This is a genomic window from Aquipseudomonas alcaligenes NBRC 14159 (assembly GCF_000467105.1).
In the GTDB taxonomy this organism is placed as follows: Bacteria; Pseudomonadota; Gammaproteobacteria; order Pseudomonadales; family Pseudomonadaceae; genus Aquipseudomonas; species Aquipseudomonas alcaligenes.
Map to the genome: position 1 here is coordinate 85,676 of NZ_BATI01000005.1, position 15,369 is coordinate 101,044.

The window sequence follows — 15,369 nt, forward strand, 5'->3', positions numbered from 1 at the left end:
GCGGCCTTGTGCCATCCCATCAGTCGATGAAGAAGTTCGCCATGGATGCGTGGATTCGCGATCTCTCCCTGAAATACAAGTTCTGGGCCGTCAACCTGGTGGCCTTCTTCACCACGCTGTTGCTGGTGTTGTTCGCCATGCAGCAGGAACAGGCCGGTCGCGCCGACGCCGCGCGCGAGGCTGCCCAGGCACGCGCGCAACTGCTGGACGCCTGGCCGGCGGACGTGCCGCTGCCGCGTGACGCGCAACTACTGCCCTTCCCCGCCAGCGGCCAGCCGCCGCTGGGCTTGTCGTCGTCTGCCCGCGGCTGGACGGAGCTGGAACACGACGCGCTGTGGGGCGACTCGCCGGTGATCGGCGCCTGGGTCCAGGAAGTCGCCGGCCAGCGCGTGGCAGTGACCGCGCAGGCGCCGAGCCTGTGGCAGGTGTTCGAGGACCGGGCCGGTGCCTATGCGGTTAGCGTCTTCGTGCTGATGCTGCTCCTGCTGGCGGCCTCGCAACTGCTGATCCATTTCATCCTCAGCCACCTGAACCAGTTGAAAGACGTGATGCTGCACGTGGAGCGCAGCGGCGACCTGTCCGCCCGCGCCGAACTGAACAGCGGCGACGAGGTGGGCCAGATGGCCAATGCCTTCAACGCCATGCAGGCCGGCTACCAGCGCGTGGTCGGCACCGTGGCCCAGGCCGCCGCCAGCCTCGACGAAGGCGCAAGGCGCCTGGCCAGCAGCATGGAGCAGGTACGCAGCGGCATGCTCGGCCAGCAGAGCGAGACCGACCAGGCCGCCACCGCGATCAACGAAATGTCCACCACCGTGCACCATATCGCCCAGCACGCCGCCGATACCCGCGACCAGTCCACCGAGGCGGATCGCCTCAGCGGCGTCGGCCAGCAGGTGGTGGCACGCGCCGGTTCGGCCATCGCCAACCTGTCGCAAGGCGTGCAGCAGACGGCCGAGATGATCCAGAAGCTGGCCGACGACAGCCGCACCATCGGCGGCATGGTCGAGACCATCCACGGCATTGCAGAACAGACCAACCTGCTGGCGCTCAACGCCGCCATCGAAGCGGCGCGTGCCGGTGAAATGGGCCGCGGCTTCGCCGTGGTGGCCGACGAGGTACGCAACCTGGCCAAGCGCGTGCAGGACTCCACCGACGAGATCACCCGCATGATCGGCACCCTGCAGGCGGCCAGCCGCGATGCCGTGGAGTTCATGCAGGAAAGCTCGATCAAGGCCGACCACTGCGTGCAGGAGGCCAATGCCGCCGGCGCGGCCCTGGGCGATATCGCCCGCGCCGTGGCGCTGATGCGCGAGAGCAACACGCAGATCGCCGTGGCCGCCGAGCAGCAGAGCCAGGTCGCCGAGGAGATGACCCGCTCGGTGGTGGGCATCCGCGACGTCACCGAGCAGACCGTGCAGCAGACCCTGGCCTCGGCCAGCACCAGCGGTGAGCTGGTGGGGCTGGCCGAAGAGCTGGGCAAGGCGATTCGCAAGCTCAGACTGTAAGAGGCCCCGGCGCGCGAGCCATTGTCGTGCGCCGGACCGCCGGATCACCCCATCGGCAGTCGGGTTATGATCGGCGCACTCCCCCAGCGATTCAGCCAGGCGCGCGCCGTCATGCCCTTCATTACCACCCGCACCATTCTGTTTGGCGACTGCGACCCCGCTGGGATCGTCTACACGCCGCGCATCGCCTACTTCGTCATCGAGGCGATCCACGACTTTCTCTCTGATCGCCTCGACGGCGAGGGCCTGCGCAAGGTCTTCGCCATGGGCATCCTGCCGCCGGCGCGAGCGCTGTCGATCGAATTCCTCTCGCCCATGACCTGGGACGAGGTGATCAGTATCGAGGTAGGTAGCGAAGCGCCCGGCACCACCTCGTTCGGCTTCGTCGTGGAAGGCCGCCAGGCCTCGGGCGAGGTGACCTTCCGCGCCTCGATGACCCAGGTGTGCATCTGCCCCGAGAGCAAGCAGCCGACCGCCCTGCCCGAGGCCTTGCGCCAGGCGCTACTGCCCGAATAAGAGAACCGCAGAAACGAAAAAGCCCCGCCTAGGCGGGGCTTTTTCATAGCGGAGAAGATCAGGCCGTGGCGGCCAGCTTCTTCAGCTCCTGGTCGCGCAGCTCGCGGCGCAGGATCTTGCCGACGTTGGTGGTCGGCAGGCTGTCGCGGAACTCGACGAAACGCGGCACCTTGTAGCCGGTGACGTTGGAGCGCATGTGCTCCATCACCTGCTCCTTGGTCAGGCTCTCGCCCGGGCGCACCACGATGAAGACCTTGATCGCCTCGCCCGACTTCTCGTCCGGCACGCCGATGGCGGCGCACTGCAGCACGCCCGGCAGGGTGGCGAGCACGTCTTCCAGCTCGTTCGGGTACACGTTGAAGCCGGACACCAGGATCATGTCCTTCTTGCGGTCGACGATGCGCATGTAGCCGTCGTCCTGGATCACCGCGATGTCGCCGGTCTTCAGCCAGCCGTTGGCATCGAGCATCTCGTCGGTGGCGTCCTGGCGCTGCCAGTAGCCCTTCATCACCTGCGGACCCTTGACGCACAGCTCGCCACGCTCGCCCATGGCGAGATCGTTGCCTTCGTCATCGATGACCTTGCACAGGGTAGAAGGCACCGGAATGCCGATGGTGCCAACCTGGATGTTCTGGTACGGGTTGACCGACACCACCGGGCTGGTTTCGGTCATGCCGTAACCTTCACAGATGGAGCAGCCAGTGACTTCCTTCCAGCGCTCGGCGGTGGCCAGTTGCAGAGCCATGCCACCGGACAGGGTCAGCTTCAGGCTGGACAGGTCCAGACGGCGGAAGTCCTCGTTGTTGCACAGGGCGACGAACAGGGTGTTGAGACCGACGAAGGCGGTGAACTTCCACTTGCCCAGTTCCTTCACGGTGCCCGGCAGGTCGCGCGGGTTGGTGATGAGGATGTTGTGGTTGCCGGTCAGCATCATCGCCATGCAATGGAAGGTGAAGGCGTAGATGTGATAGAGCGGCAGCGGACAGATCACGGTCTCGCAGCCTTCACCGAGGTTGGAGCCCATCAGCGCCTTGGACTGCAACATGTTGGCCACCAGGTTGCGGTGGGTCAGCATGGCGCCCTTGGCAACGCCGGTGGTGCCGCCGGTGTACTGCAGCACGGCGATGTCGCCATTGCTCGGGCTGGCTTCGCTGACCGGCTTGCCACGGCCCAGGGCCAGGGCCTTGGTCAGCTTGACGGCCTGCGGCAGGTTGAAGGCCGGGACCATCTTCTTCACGTGCTTGACCACGGTGTTGACCAGCAGGCGCTTGAGCGGCGGCAGCAGGTCACCCACTTCGGTGACGATGACGTGCTTGATGCCGGTCTTGGGCAGCACTTCCTCGGCCAGGTGAGCCATGTTGGCCAGGCACACCAGCGCCTTGGCACCGGAGTCGTTGAACTGGTGTTCCATCTCCCGAGCGGTGTACAGCGGGTTGGTGTTGACCACGATCATGCCGGCGCGCAGGGCACCGAATACCACGACGGGGTATTGCAGGACGTTGGGCAACTGCACGGCGATGCGATCGCCGGCCTTGAGGTCGGTATGGTTCTGCAGGTAGGCGGCGAAGACGCCGGAGAGCTCGTACAGCTCGCCGTAGGTCAGGGTCTTGCCCATGTTGCTGAAAGCAGGCTTATCGGCAAAACGTTGGCAGGACTCTTTCAGTACGGCCTGGATATTGGGGTACTGGTCGGCATCGATTTCGGCAGCGATTCCGACAGGATATTTGTCCTTCCAGAAGTTATCGGTCATGGAAGCCTACTCCTGAGCAACAGCTTGTCTACACCGCGCGTAATGGCGGTTGTTTGTTGTGATGATTGACCTTGACGCGAGGTGGGGACTGGCGCAAAGCGTGCCGAGAGTAGCAGCTTTGCCGGGGAGCGCCTAGCACCAAACATGGCCCCGGCGGTCAGAAAAATGACCGATCATATTCGATCGGTCATTTCCTGATGGAGCAGATGGGAACCGCTTGAGGACGGGGCCTCAGGCGATGTCGCGCAACTCGCGACGGAGAATCTTGCCGACCGGCGTCATCGGCAGGGCATCCTTCAGCACGATGTGCTTGGGCACCTTGTAGCCGGTGAAGTTCTCCTTGCAGTAGGCCTTGATCTCCTCGACGGTGACGCCGCCCTCGCGGGCCACCACGAACAGCTTGACCGCCTCGCCGGACCTCTCGTCCGGTACGCCGATGGCCGCGCAGCTGGCCACCTTCGGGTGGGCCATGACCACGTCCTCGATCTCGTTCGGATACACGTTGAAGCCGGAGACGATGATCATGTCCTTCTTGCGGTCGACGATGCGCACATGGCCATCTGGGTCGATCACGGCGATGTCGCCGGTCTTGAACCAGCCCTCCTCGTCCAGCACCTCGGCGGTCGCCTCGGGACGCTGCCAGTAGCCCTTCATCACCTGCGGGCCCTTGATGCACAGCTCGCCACGCTCGCCCAGCGGCTGCTCGACGCCGTTGTCGTCGATCACCTTGAGCGTAGTGCCAGCCACCGGAATGCCCACCGAGCCCAGGCGCGCCAGCTTGCCGTAGCAGTTGGTGGTGGCCACCGGCGAGGTCTCGGTGAGGCCGTAGCCCTCGACGATGGTGCAGCCGGTCATCTGCTGCCAGCGCTCGGCGGTGGCCTTGACCAGCGCGGTACCGCCGGAGTTGGTCAGCTTGAGACGGGAGAAATCGAGGTTCTTGAAGTCCGGGTGGTCCATCAGCGCGACGAACAGGGTGTTCAGCCCCAGCAGCGCGGAGAACTGCCACTTGCCCAGTTCCTTGACGAAGCCGGGGATGTCGCGCGGGTTGGTGATCAGCACGTTGTGGTTGCCGCTGACCATCATGCACATGCAGTTCGCGGTGAAGGCATAGATATGGTAGAGCGGCAGCGGCGCGATCATGATCTCGCCGCCTTCACGCATCAGCGGCTGGCCGTCGTCACCCGCCTGCTGCAGGCAGTTGTGCACCTGCAGCATGTTAGCCACCAGGTTGCCGTGGGTGAGCATGGCCCCCTTGGCCACCCCGGTGGTGCCGCCGGTGTATTGCAGCACGGCGATATCGTCCAGCCCCTGCTTGGCCGGCTGGAAGGCATGGCCCTTGCCTTCGCGCAGCACCTGCTTGAAGGAGATGGCCTGCGGCAGCTGGTAATCCGGCACCATCTTCTTCACGTGCTTGACCAGGGTGTTCACCAGCCAGCCCTTGAGGCTCGGCAGCATGTCGCCCAGGCGCGCCTCGATCAGGTACTCGATCTGGGTATCGGGCAGCACTTCCTGCACCGACTTGCCGAAGGTATTGAGGTAGACCAGGGCACGCACACCGGCGTCGTTGAACTGGTGGCGCATCTCGCGCACGGTGTACAGCGGGTTGGTGTTGACCACGATCAGCCCGGCACGCATGGCGCCGAACACGGCGATCGGGTACTGCAGCACGTTGGGCATCTGCACGGCGATGCGGTCGCCCGGCTTGAGGTCGGTGTTCTTCTGCAGCCAGGCGGCGAAGGCCGCGGAATGGCGCTCCAGCTCGGCGTAGCTGAGGGTTACCCCGAGGTTGCTGAACGCCGGGCGATCAGCGAATTTCTTGCAGGACCGTTCGAAGACCTCGACCACCGAACGATAGGAAGCGAAGTCGAGCTGGTTGGCGACACCGGCAGGGCGTTTGTCGTCCCAGAAATCAGGTTGCATTGTTGTTATTCCCCTAGACCTGAAGATGCGGGCCAGCCACCTGGGTCGCGGCCGGGCTGATCAGGAACTTAACAGCTCCATCCGCGCCGGCATATCCCCCGATGGCGCTCATTGACCACGTGAATCTTTACCATGCTTTTCAGCGATTCCCCGCGCACTGGTCTATAGCTAGAAGGCGCCCCCTGTCTGGCACCCACCATGTATCGCCCCCTGCTGCTCGCCACCCTTGCCCTGCTCTGCCTGCCGCTGGCGGCCGAACCGCGCCTGGCTACCCTGGAATACCCTCCCTACAGCTCGCAGACCCAGGCGGCCGGCGGCAGCATCGTCGAACTGACCCGCAGCGCCTTCGCCACCCAGGGCTACACCCCGAGCATCGACTTCATGCCCTGGGCGCGGGTGCGCGCCGAGCTGCGTTCCGGCCGCTACCAGGGGGCACTGGCGCTGTGGCCCCAGGAAATCCGGGAAGAGCGGCTGCACGCCTCACGCCGCTGTTCTACAGCCAGCTCGGGTTCTTCGTGCGGCGCGACACGCCCGTGCACTTCACCGACCTGAGCGAACTGCACGGCCGGCGGGTGGGCATCGTGCGCGGCTACGGCTACCCGCCGCGCATCCTCGGCTCCGGCATCGTCACCGAGGAAGCGGTGGACGACATCAGCAACCTGCGCAAGCTGGCCGCCCGACGCTTCGACCTGGTGTTGCTGGAGCGCCTGGTCGGCGAGCACCTGATGACCGGCGACAGCGAGCTGCGCGGCCAGCTGATCTGGCAGGAGCCGGCGCTGGAACGCATCCCGCTGGTGGTCGGCTTCAGCGCCCCGCAAGCCGGCCAACCGGACTGGGCCGCGATCTTCGAGCGCGGCCTGCGCGAGCTGCACGCCAGCGGCGAGTACCTGCGCATCCTCAAACGCCACAGCGAGTGGCGCTAGCGGCCCTTTGCGCAGGTGCCCCGGCCATGCACAATGCCGCCAATAACCGGGCACAAGGATCGCCATGCACCCACAAGACTTCCGGATCGGCGCCAGTGACGGCACCGCCCTGCGCGTACTCCACTGGCCGACCGAGACACCGCCCAAGGCGCTGCTGATGATTGCCCACGGCATGGCCGAACATGCCGAGCGCTATGCGCGCCTGGCCGAGGTGTTCACCGCCGCCGGCTATGGTGTGTACGCCATGGATCAGCGCGGTCACGGCCGCACGGCGGACCAGGGCATGCTCGGCCACTACGCCGACGCGGACGGCTGGAACAAGGTGGTCGGTGACCTGGCCACGCTCAATCACCACATTCGCAAACAGCACCCGCAGGCGCCGATCTTCCTCCTCGGCCACAGCATGGGCAGCTACATCGGCATGGCCTACCTGATGCAGCACAGCTGCAGCCTGCAGGGCGCCATCCTGTCCGGCTCGAACTACCAGCCACTGCCGGTCTACCAGGCCGCCAGCCTGATCACCCGTTTCGAGCGCTGGCGCCTGGGCCCGACCGGACGCAGCCGGCTGATCGACTTCCTGTCCTTCGGCTCGTTCAACAAGGCCTTCAAGCCCAACCGCACCGGCTTCGACTGGCTCAGTCGCGACCCGGCGGAAGTGGACAAGTACGTGACCGACCCGCTGTGCGGCTTCGTCTGTACCACCCAGCTGTGGTGCGACCTGATGGGCGGCCTGCAACAGATCACCCCGGTGGAGAACCTGGCACAGATCGACGCCGATCTGCCGCTGCTGGTGATCGGCGGCGACCACGACCCGGTCAGCCAGGGCAAGCGCCTCGGCGACCTGGCCGGCGCCCTGCGCACTGCCGGTCTGCACAACGTGGAGCTGAAGATCTATCCCGAGGCGCGCCACGAGCTGCTCAACGAGAGCAACCGCGACGAAGTCACCACCTACCTGCGCGACTGGCTGGACCGGGCCCTGGCCCGCAGCCGCGCGTGCACCCACCCCATCGAGGAACCCGTATGACCCTGGTCACCAACATCCCCTACGACAACCTTGAAGTCGGCCAGCAGGCCAGCCTGGAAAGGACCGTCGAGGAACGCGACATCCAGCTGTTCGCCGCCGTCTCCGGCGACAACAACCCGGTGCACCTGGATGCCGCCTTCGCTGCCGAGACGATGTTCAAGGAGCGCATCGCCCACGGCATGTTCAGCGGCGCCCTGATCAGCGCGGCCATCGCCTGCCGCCTGCCCGGCCCGGGCACCATCTACCTCGGCCAGCAGCTCAAGTTCACCCGTCCGGTGAAACTCGGTGACACCCTGACCGTGCAACTGGAAGTGCTGGAGAAACTGCCCAAGGGCCGCGTACGCCTGGCCACCCGCGTGTTCAACCAGAACCAGGAGCAGGTGGTCGACGGCGAGGCCGAAGTGCTGGCGCCGCGCGCAGAGCAGACGCTGAATATGCCGGAGATGCCGATGGTCACGGTTGGCTGAGGCTCGATCTGAAAGCCAGCCGGGCACCCAGCCCGGCTGGCTTTTTTCATACCTAGAACTGTAGAGATCGCTGGAAATGGAATTCTGGAAACCGAGTGTTCGTAAGCTGGCAACCACTGCGCTTCTCGTCGCGCTGTATCTCATCAATTCCGTCTCATCTGCAGCGATCGATGAGCTCTACAAAAAGCAGATGCTCAATCTCTATGAGCAAGCCGTTGAGAAGCACTCTGTTATCACAAGCAGAAGCCCCCTCAGTGACGACGCTTACGAGGCAGTGGGGACGTTCGTCAAAAGCGCCGAGTATCAGCAGTTCATGCAAATGGGCTACATAAAATGGGCTATACAAGCCGCCATCGGCATCTTTCTGGCCTACTTCGCTGCCTGCCTGATCCATCGCAAAAAAAGCTAGGGCATGCGCCCGAAGCCGCTGCCAACCCTCTTAATCCTGTTCCATAACCCTCACGCTCGCCGTCATCCCCGCACTCAGCAACAGCTCCTTGGGCAGCTCGTCCAGCTCGATGCGTACCGGAATGCGCTGGGCCAGGCGCACCCAGTTGAAGGTCGGCTCGACATCGGCCAGCAGCTGCGCGTCCGCGGCGGCGTTGCGGTCGGTGATGCCGCGGCTGATGCTCTGCACCTTGCCCTGCAGCGGCTCGCCGCCGCTCATCAGGATCACCTCGGCCGGCGCGCCTACGCGGATGCCGGGCAGCTTGGTTTCCTCGAAGTAGGCCTGCACGTAGAAGGAATCATCCGCTACCAGCGCCATCACCGCCTGGCCGGCCTGCACGTAATTGCCCTGGGCCAGGTGCAGGTTGGTGATCTGCCCCGCGCGCGGCGCGCGCACCTCGCTGCGCGCGAGGTTGAGCTCGGCCAGCTTGACCTCGGCCTCGGCCTGCTGGAACTCGGCGCGGGCGATCTCGGCGTTGATCTGCGCGTTTTCGCGCAGCTCGGCACTGATCGCCTGCGGCCCCAGGTGGACACGGCGCGAGGCCTCGTGCTGGCGCAGATTGAGCTGCTGGCGGCGCGTTTCGGCGAGCGCCCGGGCCTTGTCCAGCGCCGCCTGGTAGCGCTCGCGGTCGATGCTCATGAGCAGGTCGCCAGCCTTTACCTGCTGGTTGTCGCGCACTTTCAGCTCGACCACCCAGCCGGACACGTCCGGGGCGATGGTGACCACATCGGCGCGCACCCGCGCGTCGCGAGTCCAGGGCGCGATCATGTAGAAGTGCCACAGCCACCAGCCGGCCAGCAGGGCCAGCAGGACCACGGCGAGGGTCACGACAATACGGGGGATGCTTTGCATTTCAGGCTCCTCACCAGGTAGCGAACAGCGCCAGCAACCCGGCCAGCACACAGACATACAGGGCACAATCGAACAGCGCTTCGTGCCAGATCCAGCGCGCCAGGCCGGCGCGCTGCAGGCCCAGGCGCAGCACGCCGGTCAGCAGCAGCGCCAGCAGCGCGTACAGCAGCATGGGGCTGAGCAGCACGCCACCCAGCGCCCATTCACGCAATTCCATGGGGGTCTCCTTGGCGGTCGCACCAGTGGCGCCAGCTATGGGTCAGTTGCAACAATGCCGCCTCGGCCAGGCGTAGTTCGATGGCCGCAGGCTGATCACGCAGGGCCCGCACCAGGGCCTCGACCGGCGGTTGCAGCTGCTCGCCGCCACCCGCCACCGGGCCCTGGCGCAGCAGATCCTGCACCTGCTCGAAGAAGCGCTGCTCGGCCTGGCGCGGTGCACTCTGCGCCGCCGCCAGGCAGGCCCGCAGGTGCAGCAGTTCATCGCCCAGATCGAGGCCGTCGATACCGTCGTCCCAGCGGCTGCGGCCACCCTGCGGCAGCTGCGGATAATGGCGCGCCAGCTGCAGCAGGCGGTCGGCCATGCGCCCGCCGAACCAGTTCTCCGCCCCCTCGAGGCTGCGCGAACACAGGCGCGCCAGGTCGTCGAGGGTCGCCCGCAGCAGGCGCCGGCCATGCCACAGTGGATTGCGCAGCACGATCAGGCGCAGCGCCAGCACCGCGCAACCGACGCCGATCAGCATGGCCAGGGCCTCGTTGAGGAAGAAGGCGACGTCGTAGACCATGTCATTGCGCGGCGCACAGAGCACGATGAAGTGCAGGCAGAACGAGGTGGCAGCGCCCGCCAGCGCCGGTCGCGCCATCGCCAGCAGGCCGAACAGCAGCGGCACACCCAGCGCCAGGCAGAGCAGCGGAAAACCATTCCATTGCGGCAGCAGCAACTGGCCGACCACGAAGGCCACCGGCAGGGCGTAGAAGATGCCGCGCAGAAAGGCCATGCCGATCAGGTCGGCGTTCTCGCGGCTGGCAAACAGGCTGCACACCACCGACGCCAGCAGCAGCGCGCCGCTGGCGGCCGGCCAGCCGGTGGCCAGCCAGAAAGCCGACAGCACCAACAGCGTCAGGCAGCTGCGCAGGCCGTAGACGGCCGCCGTCTGCAGGTCGCGGTGCCAGGACAGCGGCGGCGGCGCGTCCTGCGGTGCCTCGCCACGCTGGATCGACGCCAGCGCCACCTGCGCGTAGCCCAACTGGCGCACCACCAGGGCCAGCCGCCCCAGGCAGTACTGCCGCGCCAGAGCCTGTTCGGGCGCCTGCGACTGTTCCAGCAGACGCCGGTAGAGCGCCTCCTGGCGCGCCCCGTCCGGCTCGGCCAGCAGCGCCTGCACCTCGTCCAGCCAGGGTCCCAGCGCGTGCATGTCGGCTTCGTCCAGTTGCTGCCACTGCCGTGCCACGCCACGAGCCAGGCGCAGCAGGCCAAGCAGCTCGCGGGTCAGCACTCGCAGGCCACGGGCGCGCTGACGGCCGAGCTGGCCCTCGAACCAGGCGTGCTCGCGCTGGGCATCCACCGCGACGATGCGCCCGAGCGTCTCCAGCAGCCCCTGGCGCCCCGCCGCCCGCCCCTGCAGCGCGGCGGAGGCCGCCTGCACCCCGCCCTGCCAGGCGGCGCGTGCCTGCTGCACCACCACCTGCTCGACCCGCTGCGGCCAGAGCACGGCGCTGACCGCCATGGAGCAGAGGATGCCGAGGCAGATCTCGGTGCATCGCGCCACCGCCTCGTCGAACACCAGCAGCGGTTTGCCGATGATCGGCAGGCAGATGATCGCCACCGTGTAGCCCGCCAGCACGAAGGCGTAGGCCCAGGCGCTGCGCAACAGGGTCGAGGCAGCCGTGCACAGACCCAGCCACAGCGCCATCACCAGCAGGAAAAGCCAGGGCGCCTGCGCGAACAGGCCCATGAACAGTACCGACAGCGCCGTACCGACCAGCGTCCCGAGCAGCCGCGCCAACCCCTTCTGCACCACCATGCCCGCCAGCGGCTGGGCCACGATGAAGGCTGTCATCAGCGCCCATTGCGGCTGGTCGAGGTCGAAGCGGAAGGCGCACCACAGCGCCAGGCCACCGCTGAGCAGGGTCTTGCCGGCGAACTGCAGCGCCGCAAGGCTGGGGGTCAGGAAGGCCGACAGGGAATCACGCACGGGTCTGCTACCGATGGAGGCATTGGCAATCAAGGTAGCCGCCCACGCCCCGAGCAGCTAAACCATCAGAGCTAATTATTAGCCAGCTAACAGTATTCGTCCAGAGTATGGAAAGACGAACGGCGGTTGCCATAAATTAATTACACGCTTAATTATTAACCCATGAACAAACCCGCCAAGACTCCACGCGCCCCCGGGCGCCCGACTGCCGCTGCCACGGTGCAGCGCGAGCAGCTGCTCAGCATCGCCACAGACCTGTTCGCCCAGCAGGGCATCCAGGCCACCCGCCTGCGCGCCATCGCCGAGCGCGCCGGGGTGACCCCGGCCTTGCTCAACTATTACTTCGGCAGCAAGGAGCGGCTGGTCGAGGCCATGGTCGAGGAGCGTTTCCTGCCCCTGGTCGCGCGCGCGGCCGCACAGCTGCAGCAGGCCGGCGACGATCCGCTCGCGCTGGTCGAAGCCTTTATCCGCGACATGGTGCGCAACGTCACCGAGCAGCCGTGGCTGTCCCAACTCTGGGTACGCGAAATCCTCTGCGAGGGCGGCGTGCTGCGCGAGCGCCTGATGCACCGCGTCGCGCCCATGGTGCCGTTGCTGCTGGCGCAGAAGTTCGCCGCCGCCCAGGCCCGAGGCGCCCTCAACCCCGGACTCGACCCGCGCCTGCTGGTGGTCTCGCTGATCGGCCTGACCCTGCTGCCCTACGCCGCCGCGCCGATCTGGCGTGGCGTGTTCGCCAACCCGGAGATCGGCGACGACGCGCTGATCACCCACACCCTGGCCCTGCTCAAGGGCGGGATGGAGCCCTGAGATGCGCCGCCTGTTGCTGTCCGCCCTGATGCTCGGCGCCCTGACGGGTTGCACTGATGCCGACAAGCCGCTGCTCGGCACCCTGGAATGGGACCGTGTCAGCCTGCCCGCCGAAGCCTCTGAGGTCCTGCTGCGGATCGCCGTGGCCGAAGGCGAGCGGGTCGAGGCCGGCCAGCTGCTGCTGGAGCTCGATCCGCGTCGCCAGGACGCACGCATCGCCCAGGCCCGCGCGGAGGTGGAACAGGCCGCCGCGCACCTGGCCGAGCTGAGCAATGGCGCGCGCAGCGAAACCATCGACGCGGCGCGTGCCGACCTGGCGCGCAACCGTGCCGAGCTGACCGATGCTGAGCGCAGCTTCAGCCGCATCGCCGAGCTGTACCAGCGTAAGCAGGTGGCCATCGCCGAACTGGACCGCGCCCGCGCCGCCCGCGATCAGGCCAGCGCCGCCACCCGCAGCGCCGAGGCGCAGCTGCGCGAGCTGACCAACGGCACCCGCCCGGAGCAGCTGGAACAGGCCGCCGCCGCCCTGGAGGCCGCCCGCGGCAACCTGGCCCAGCTGCAAGTCGGCCGCGAGCACCTCAGCCTGCGCGCGCCCCGCTCCGGACTGGTCGACGCCCTGCCCTTCAAGGTCGGCGACCAACCGCCGGCCGGTGCCGAGCTGGTCAGCCTGCTGGTCGGTGAGCAGCCCTATGCACGGGTGTTTATCCCGGCCAGCATCAGGGCGCAGGTCAGCGTCGGCGACCTCATGCGCGTGTTCGTCGAAGGCGTCGAGCAGCCGTTCCAGGCCCGCGTGCGCAGCATCCGCAGCGAGGCCGCCTTCACCCCCTACTACGCGCTGACCGGCGATGACGCCAGCCGCCTGATGTACCGCGCCGAGCTGGTACTGCAGGGCGAAGCCGCACGCCAGCTGCCGGCCGGCCTGCCCCTGCGTGCGGAGCGCGGCGATGCACGACCCTGACCTGGTGATCCGCGCCCGCGGCCTGAGCAAGCGCTTCGGCCAGCTCAACGCGGTGGACGGCCTCGACCTGTCGGTGGCGCGCGCCGAAGTGTTCGGCTTCCTCGGCCCCAACGGCTGCGGCAAGTCCACCACCATCCGCATGCTCTGCGGCCTGCTGCTGCCCAGCGCGGGCGAGGTGGAAGTGCTCGGCTACCAGATCCCGCGTGATGCCGAAGCGCTGAAGCGGCGCATCGGCTACATGACGCAGAAGTTCTCGCTGTACGAAGACCTCACGGTGCAGGAAAACCTGGAGTTCCTCGCCGCCGTGCAGGGCATCGGCCGGCGCGGCACGCGCCAGCGCATCGACGAACTGCTGGAGCGCTACTGGCTCGCCGACCGTCGCACGCAGATGGCCGGCACCCTCAGCGGTGGGCAGAAGCAGCGCCTGGCCCTGGCCGGCGCGGTGTTGCACAAGCCTGACCTGCTGCTGCTCGACGAGCCGACCAGCGCCGTCGACCCGCAGTCGCGCCGCGAATTCTGGGATTCGCTGTTCGAGCTGGCCGAGCAGGGCACCACCCTGCTGGTGTCCACCCACTATATGGACGAGGCCGAGCGCTGTACCCGCCTGGGGATTCTCGACGCCGGTCGCCTGGTGGCCGATGGCAGCCCGCGCGAACTGATGGACGCCCTGCCCGGCCACCCGCTGCTGGTCGACTACGCCCAGCCGCGCGAAGCCCAGCGCGCCCTGCAGGGGCACCCCGAGGTGCTGGCGATGGCGCAGATCGGCGCCACCCTGCGCGTACTCTGCGCCGCCAACGGTGCCCGTGACGACATCGCCGCCAGCCTGCGCCGCGCCGGCATCGACGCGCAGCTGCGCGACGGCGAGGCCAACCTGGAAGACGTGTTCGTCGCCGTCACCCGCAAGCCGCTGCAGGCGCGGACATGAACCTGCGTCGCCTCGGCGCCATCGTGCTCAAGGAACTGCGCCAGCTGCGCCGCGACAAGCTGACCTTCGCCATGATCGCCGGCATTCCGCTGCTGGAGCTGGTGCTGTTCGGCTACGCCATCAACATGGACGTGCGCGGCATCGAGGCCGCCGTGCTGGACCAGGCGAACACCGCGCAATCGCGCGAGGCGGTGGCGGAAATCGTTTCCAGCCAGGTGATCGACATCCAGTACCACCTGCACGACCCGCAGCAGATCGATCAGTTGCTGCGCCAGGGCAAGATCAGCGCCGCCCTGGTGGTGCCGCGCGACTTCGAGGCGCGCCTGCAGCGCCAGGACCGCCCGCCGCTGCAGCTGGTGGTGGATGGCTCCGACCAGAGCGTGCAGGCCTCGGCGCGCCAGCTGGCCGCCTACCCGCTGCCCGGCTGGGAAAGTCGCCAGGGCGTGGAGGTGGTGAACTTCTACAACCCGGAACGCCTGGCGCCGCTGAACACCGTGCCCGGCCTGCTCGGGGTGATTCTGACCATGACCATGGTGCTGTTCACCGCCGTGGCGCTGGTGCGCGAGCGCGAGCACGGCAACCTGGAACTGCTGATCGCCACGCCGGTGTCGCCCTGGGAGCTGACCATCGGCAAGGTGCTGCCCTTCATCGGCATAGGCCTGATCCAGGTGACGGTGATCCTGGTGGTCGGCCACTGGCTGTTCGGCGTGCCAGTGCGTGGCGCGATCCTTGACCTGTACGGCGCGTCGCTGCTGTTCATCGTCGCCAGCCTGGCCCTCGGCGTGTGGCTGTCGACCCTGGCCAGCACGCAGTTCCAGGCCATGCAGATGGCCTTCTTCACTTTCCTGCCGCAGATCCTGCTGTCCGGCTTCATGTTCCCCTTCGCCGGCATGCCCCGCGCGGCGCAGTGGATCGCCGAGTTCATGCCGCTGACCCACTACCTGCGCCTGTCGCGCGGGATCATGCTGCGTGGCGCCGGTGTCGAGGAACTGTGGCGGGAGATCCTGATCCTAGGAGTGTTCTGCATCGTGCTGCTGGGCCTGGCCGTGATGCGCATCCACAAGCGCCTGGACTAGGCTGAC

16 protein-coding genes are annotated in these 15,369 nt (G+C 67.0%); 11 read left to right on the plus strand and 5 right to left on the minus strand.

The features are described 5' to 3' along the window. Nucleotides 1–41: 41 nt before the first annotated feature. Complete coding sequence (locus PA6_RS24730; RefSeq protein ID WP_021699304.1) at nt 42–1,505, plus strand: methyl-accepting chemotaxis protein; 1,464 nt, start codon at nt 42–44, stop codon at nt 1,503–1,505. A 111-nt stretch (nt 1,506–1,616) separates the two neighbouring features. After that, nucleotides 1,617–2,021, plus strand: coding sequence for an acyl-CoA thioesterase (locus PA6_RS02550; protein ID WP_021699305.1), 405 nt, complete (start codon nt 1,617–1,619; stop codon nt 2,019–2,021). Nucleotides 2,022–2,079: 58 nt separating this feature from the next. On the opposite strand, the gene fadD1 is transcribed toward PA6_RS02550, so the two are convergent. Next, nucleotides 2,080–3,771 (minus strand): long-chain-fatty-acid--CoA ligase FadD1, encoded by a 1,692-nt coding sequence (fadD1, locus tag PA6_RS02555; RefSeq protein ID WP_021699306.1) that lies wholly within the window; start codon nt 3,769–3,771, stop codon nt 2,080–2,082. A gap of 231 nt (nt 3,772–4,002) precedes the next feature. Next, nucleotides 4,003–5,691 (minus strand): long-chain-fatty-acid--CoA ligase FadD2, encoded by a 1,689-nt coding sequence (fadD2, locus tag PA6_RS02560; protein WP_021699307.1) that lies wholly within the window; start codon nt 5,689–5,691, stop codon nt 4,003–4,005. Nucleotides 5,692–5,889: 198 nt separating this feature from the next. Between fadD2 and PA6_RS24140 the strand changes: the two genes are divergently transcribed. From PA6_RS24140 to PA6_RS02580, 5 genes are all read left to right on the plus strand, one after another. Next, complete coding sequence (locus PA6_RS24140; protein ID WP_021699308.1) at nt 5,890–6,243, plus strand: type 2 periplasmic-binding domain-containing protein; 354 nt, start codon at nt 5,890–5,892, stop codon at nt 6,241–6,243. After that, nucleotides 6,225–6,614: a substrate-binding periplasmic protein gene (locus tag PA6_RS24145; RefSeq protein ID WP_021699309.1), complete on the plus strand. Its 390-nt coding sequence runs from the start codon at nt 6,225–6,227 to the stop codon at nt 6,612–6,614. The genes PA6_RS24140 and PA6_RS24145 overlap by 19 nt, the downstream gene beginning before the upstream one ends. A gap of 64 nt (nt 6,615–6,678) precedes the next feature. After that, a complete protein-coding gene (locus tag PA6_RS02570; RefSeq protein WP_021699310.1) occupies nt 6,679–7,638 on the plus strand; it encodes an alpha/beta hydrolase in 960 nt (319 codons plus the stop codon). Further along, nucleotides 7,635–8,105, plus strand: a complete 471-nt coding sequence (locus PA6_RS02575) for a MaoC family dehydratase (RefSeq protein ID WP_021699311.1) — start codon at nt 7,635–7,637, stop codon at nt 8,103–8,105. The genes PA6_RS02570 and PA6_RS02575 overlap by 4 nt, the downstream gene beginning before the upstream one ends. Nucleotides 8,106–8,181: 76 nt before the next feature. Continuing rightward, nucleotides 8,182–8,514 (plus strand): hypothetical protein, encoded by a 333-nt coding sequence (locus PA6_RS02580; RefSeq protein ID WP_021699312.1) that lies wholly within the window; start codon nt 8,182–8,184, stop codon nt 8,512–8,514. A 30-nt stretch (nt 8,515–8,544) separates the two neighbouring features. Here the strand turns inward: PA6_RS02580 and PA6_RS02585 are convergent, their stop codons facing one another. Genes PA6_RS02585 through PA6_RS02595 form a run of 3 tightly spaced genes read right to left on the minus strand, consistent with a single transcriptional unit; the run spans nt 8,545 to nt 11,597 of the window. Continuing rightward, entirely contained in the window at nt 8,545–9,405 is an 861-nt protein-coding gene (locus PA6_RS02585) for an efflux RND transporter periplasmic adaptor subunit (protein WP_021699313.1), read from the minus strand. Nucleotides 9,406–9,415: 10 nt separating this feature from the next. Further along, nucleotides 9,416–9,622: a DUF1656 domain-containing protein gene (locus PA6_RS02590; protein ID WP_021699314.1), complete on the minus strand. Its 207-nt coding sequence runs from the start codon at nt 9,620–9,622 to the stop codon at nt 9,416–9,418. Continuing rightward, nucleotides 9,609–11,597 carry an FUSC family protein gene (locus tag PA6_RS02595; protein ID WP_043216180.1) on the minus strand — a complete coding sequence of 663 codons (1,989 nt, stop codon included), beginning with the start codon at nt 11,595–11,597 and terminating at the stop codon, nt 9,609–9,611. Before PA6_RS02595 ends, PA6_RS02590 begins: the two co-directional genes overlap by 14 nt. A 162-nt stretch (nt 11,598–11,759) precedes the next feature. Between PA6_RS02595 and PA6_RS02600 the strand changes: the two genes are divergently transcribed. The 4 genes from PA6_RS02600 to PA6_RS02615 are packed head-to-tail and all read left to right on the plus strand — an operon-like array spanning nt 11,760 to nt 15,363. Further along, nucleotides 11,760–12,404: a TetR/AcrR family transcriptional regulator gene (locus tag PA6_RS02600; RefSeq protein WP_021699316.1), complete on the plus strand. Its 645-nt coding sequence runs from the start codon at nt 11,760–11,762 to the stop codon at nt 12,402–12,404. Nucleotide 12,405: 1 nt separating this feature from the next. Further along, the gene (locus PA6_RS02605) at nt 12,406–13,362 is read left to right on the plus strand and encodes an HlyD family secretion protein (protein ID WP_021699317.1); all 957 of its coding nucleotides are present in this window, start codon (nt 12,406–12,408) and stop codon (nt 13,360–13,362) included. Continuing rightward, entirely contained in the window at nt 13,349–14,287 is a 939-nt protein-coding gene (locus PA6_RS02610; RefSeq protein ID WP_021699318.1) for an ABC transporter ATP-binding protein, read from the plus strand. Before PA6_RS02605 ends, PA6_RS02610 begins: the two co-directional genes overlap by 14 nt. Next, nucleotides 14,284–15,363, plus strand: coding sequence for an ABC transporter permease (locus PA6_RS02615; protein ID WP_021699319.1), 1,080 nt, complete (start codon nt 14,284–14,286; stop codon nt 15,361–15,363). The genes PA6_RS02610 and PA6_RS02615 overlap by 4 nt, the downstream gene beginning before the upstream one ends. The last annotated feature ends 6 nt before the right edge of the window (nt 15,364–15,369 follow it).

Excerpts from the sequence above, each read along its gene's own strand:
- PA6_RS24730 (WP_021699304.1), top strand. The coding sequence starts at position 42 with ATGGATGCGTGGATTCGCGATCTCTCCCTGAAATACAAGTTCTGGGCC.
- PA6_RS02550 (WP_021699305.1), top strand. The coding sequence starts at position 1,617 with ATGCCCTTCATTACCACCCGCACCATTCTGTTTGGCGACTGCGACCCC.
- fadD1 (WP_021699306.1), bottom strand. The coding sequence starts at position 3,771 with ATGACCGATAACTTCTGGAAGGACAAATATCCTGTCGGAATCGCTGCC.
- fadD2 (WP_021699307.1), bottom strand. The coding sequence starts at position 5,691 with ATGCAACCTGATTTCTGGGACGACAAACGCCCTGCCGGTGTCGCCAAC.
- PA6_RS24140 (WP_021699308.1), top strand. The coding sequence starts at position 5,890 with ATGTATCGCCCCCTGCTGCTCGCCACCCTTGCCCTGCTCTGCCTGCCG.
- PA6_RS02570 (WP_021699310.1), top strand. The coding sequence starts at position 6,679 with ATGCACCCACAAGACTTCCGGATCGGCGCCAGTGACGGCACCGCCCTG.
- PA6_RS02575 (WP_021699311.1), top strand. The coding sequence starts at position 7,635 with ATGACCCTGGTCACCAACATCCCCTACGACAACCTTGAAGTCGGCCAG.
- PA6_RS02580 (WP_021699312.1), top strand. The coding sequence starts at position 8,182 with ATGGAATTCTGGAAACCGAGTGTTCGTAAGCTGGCAACCACTGCGCTT.
- PA6_RS02585 (WP_021699313.1), bottom strand. The coding sequence starts at position 9,405 with ATGCAAAGCATCCCCCGTATTGTCGTGACCCTCGCCGTGGTCCTGCTG.
- PA6_RS02590 (WP_021699314.1), bottom strand. The coding sequence starts at position 9,622 with ATGGAATTGCGTGAATGGGCGCTGGGTGGCGTGCTGCTCAGCCCCATG.
- PA6_RS02600 (WP_021699316.1), top strand. The coding sequence starts at position 11,760 with ATGAACAAACCCGCCAAGACTCCACGCGCCCCCGGGCGCCCGACTGCC.
- PA6_RS02605 (WP_021699317.1), top strand. The coding sequence starts at position 12,406 with ATGCGCCGCCTGTTGCTGTCCGCCCTGATGCTCGGCGCCCTGACGGGT.
- PA6_RS02610 (WP_021699318.1), top strand. The coding sequence starts at position 13,349 with ATGCACGACCCTGACCTGGTGATCCGCGCCCGCGGCCTGAGCAAGCGC.
- PA6_RS02615 (WP_021699319.1), top strand. The coding sequence starts at position 14,284 with ATGAACCTGCGTCGCCTCGGCGCCATCGTGCTCAAGGAACTGCGCCAG.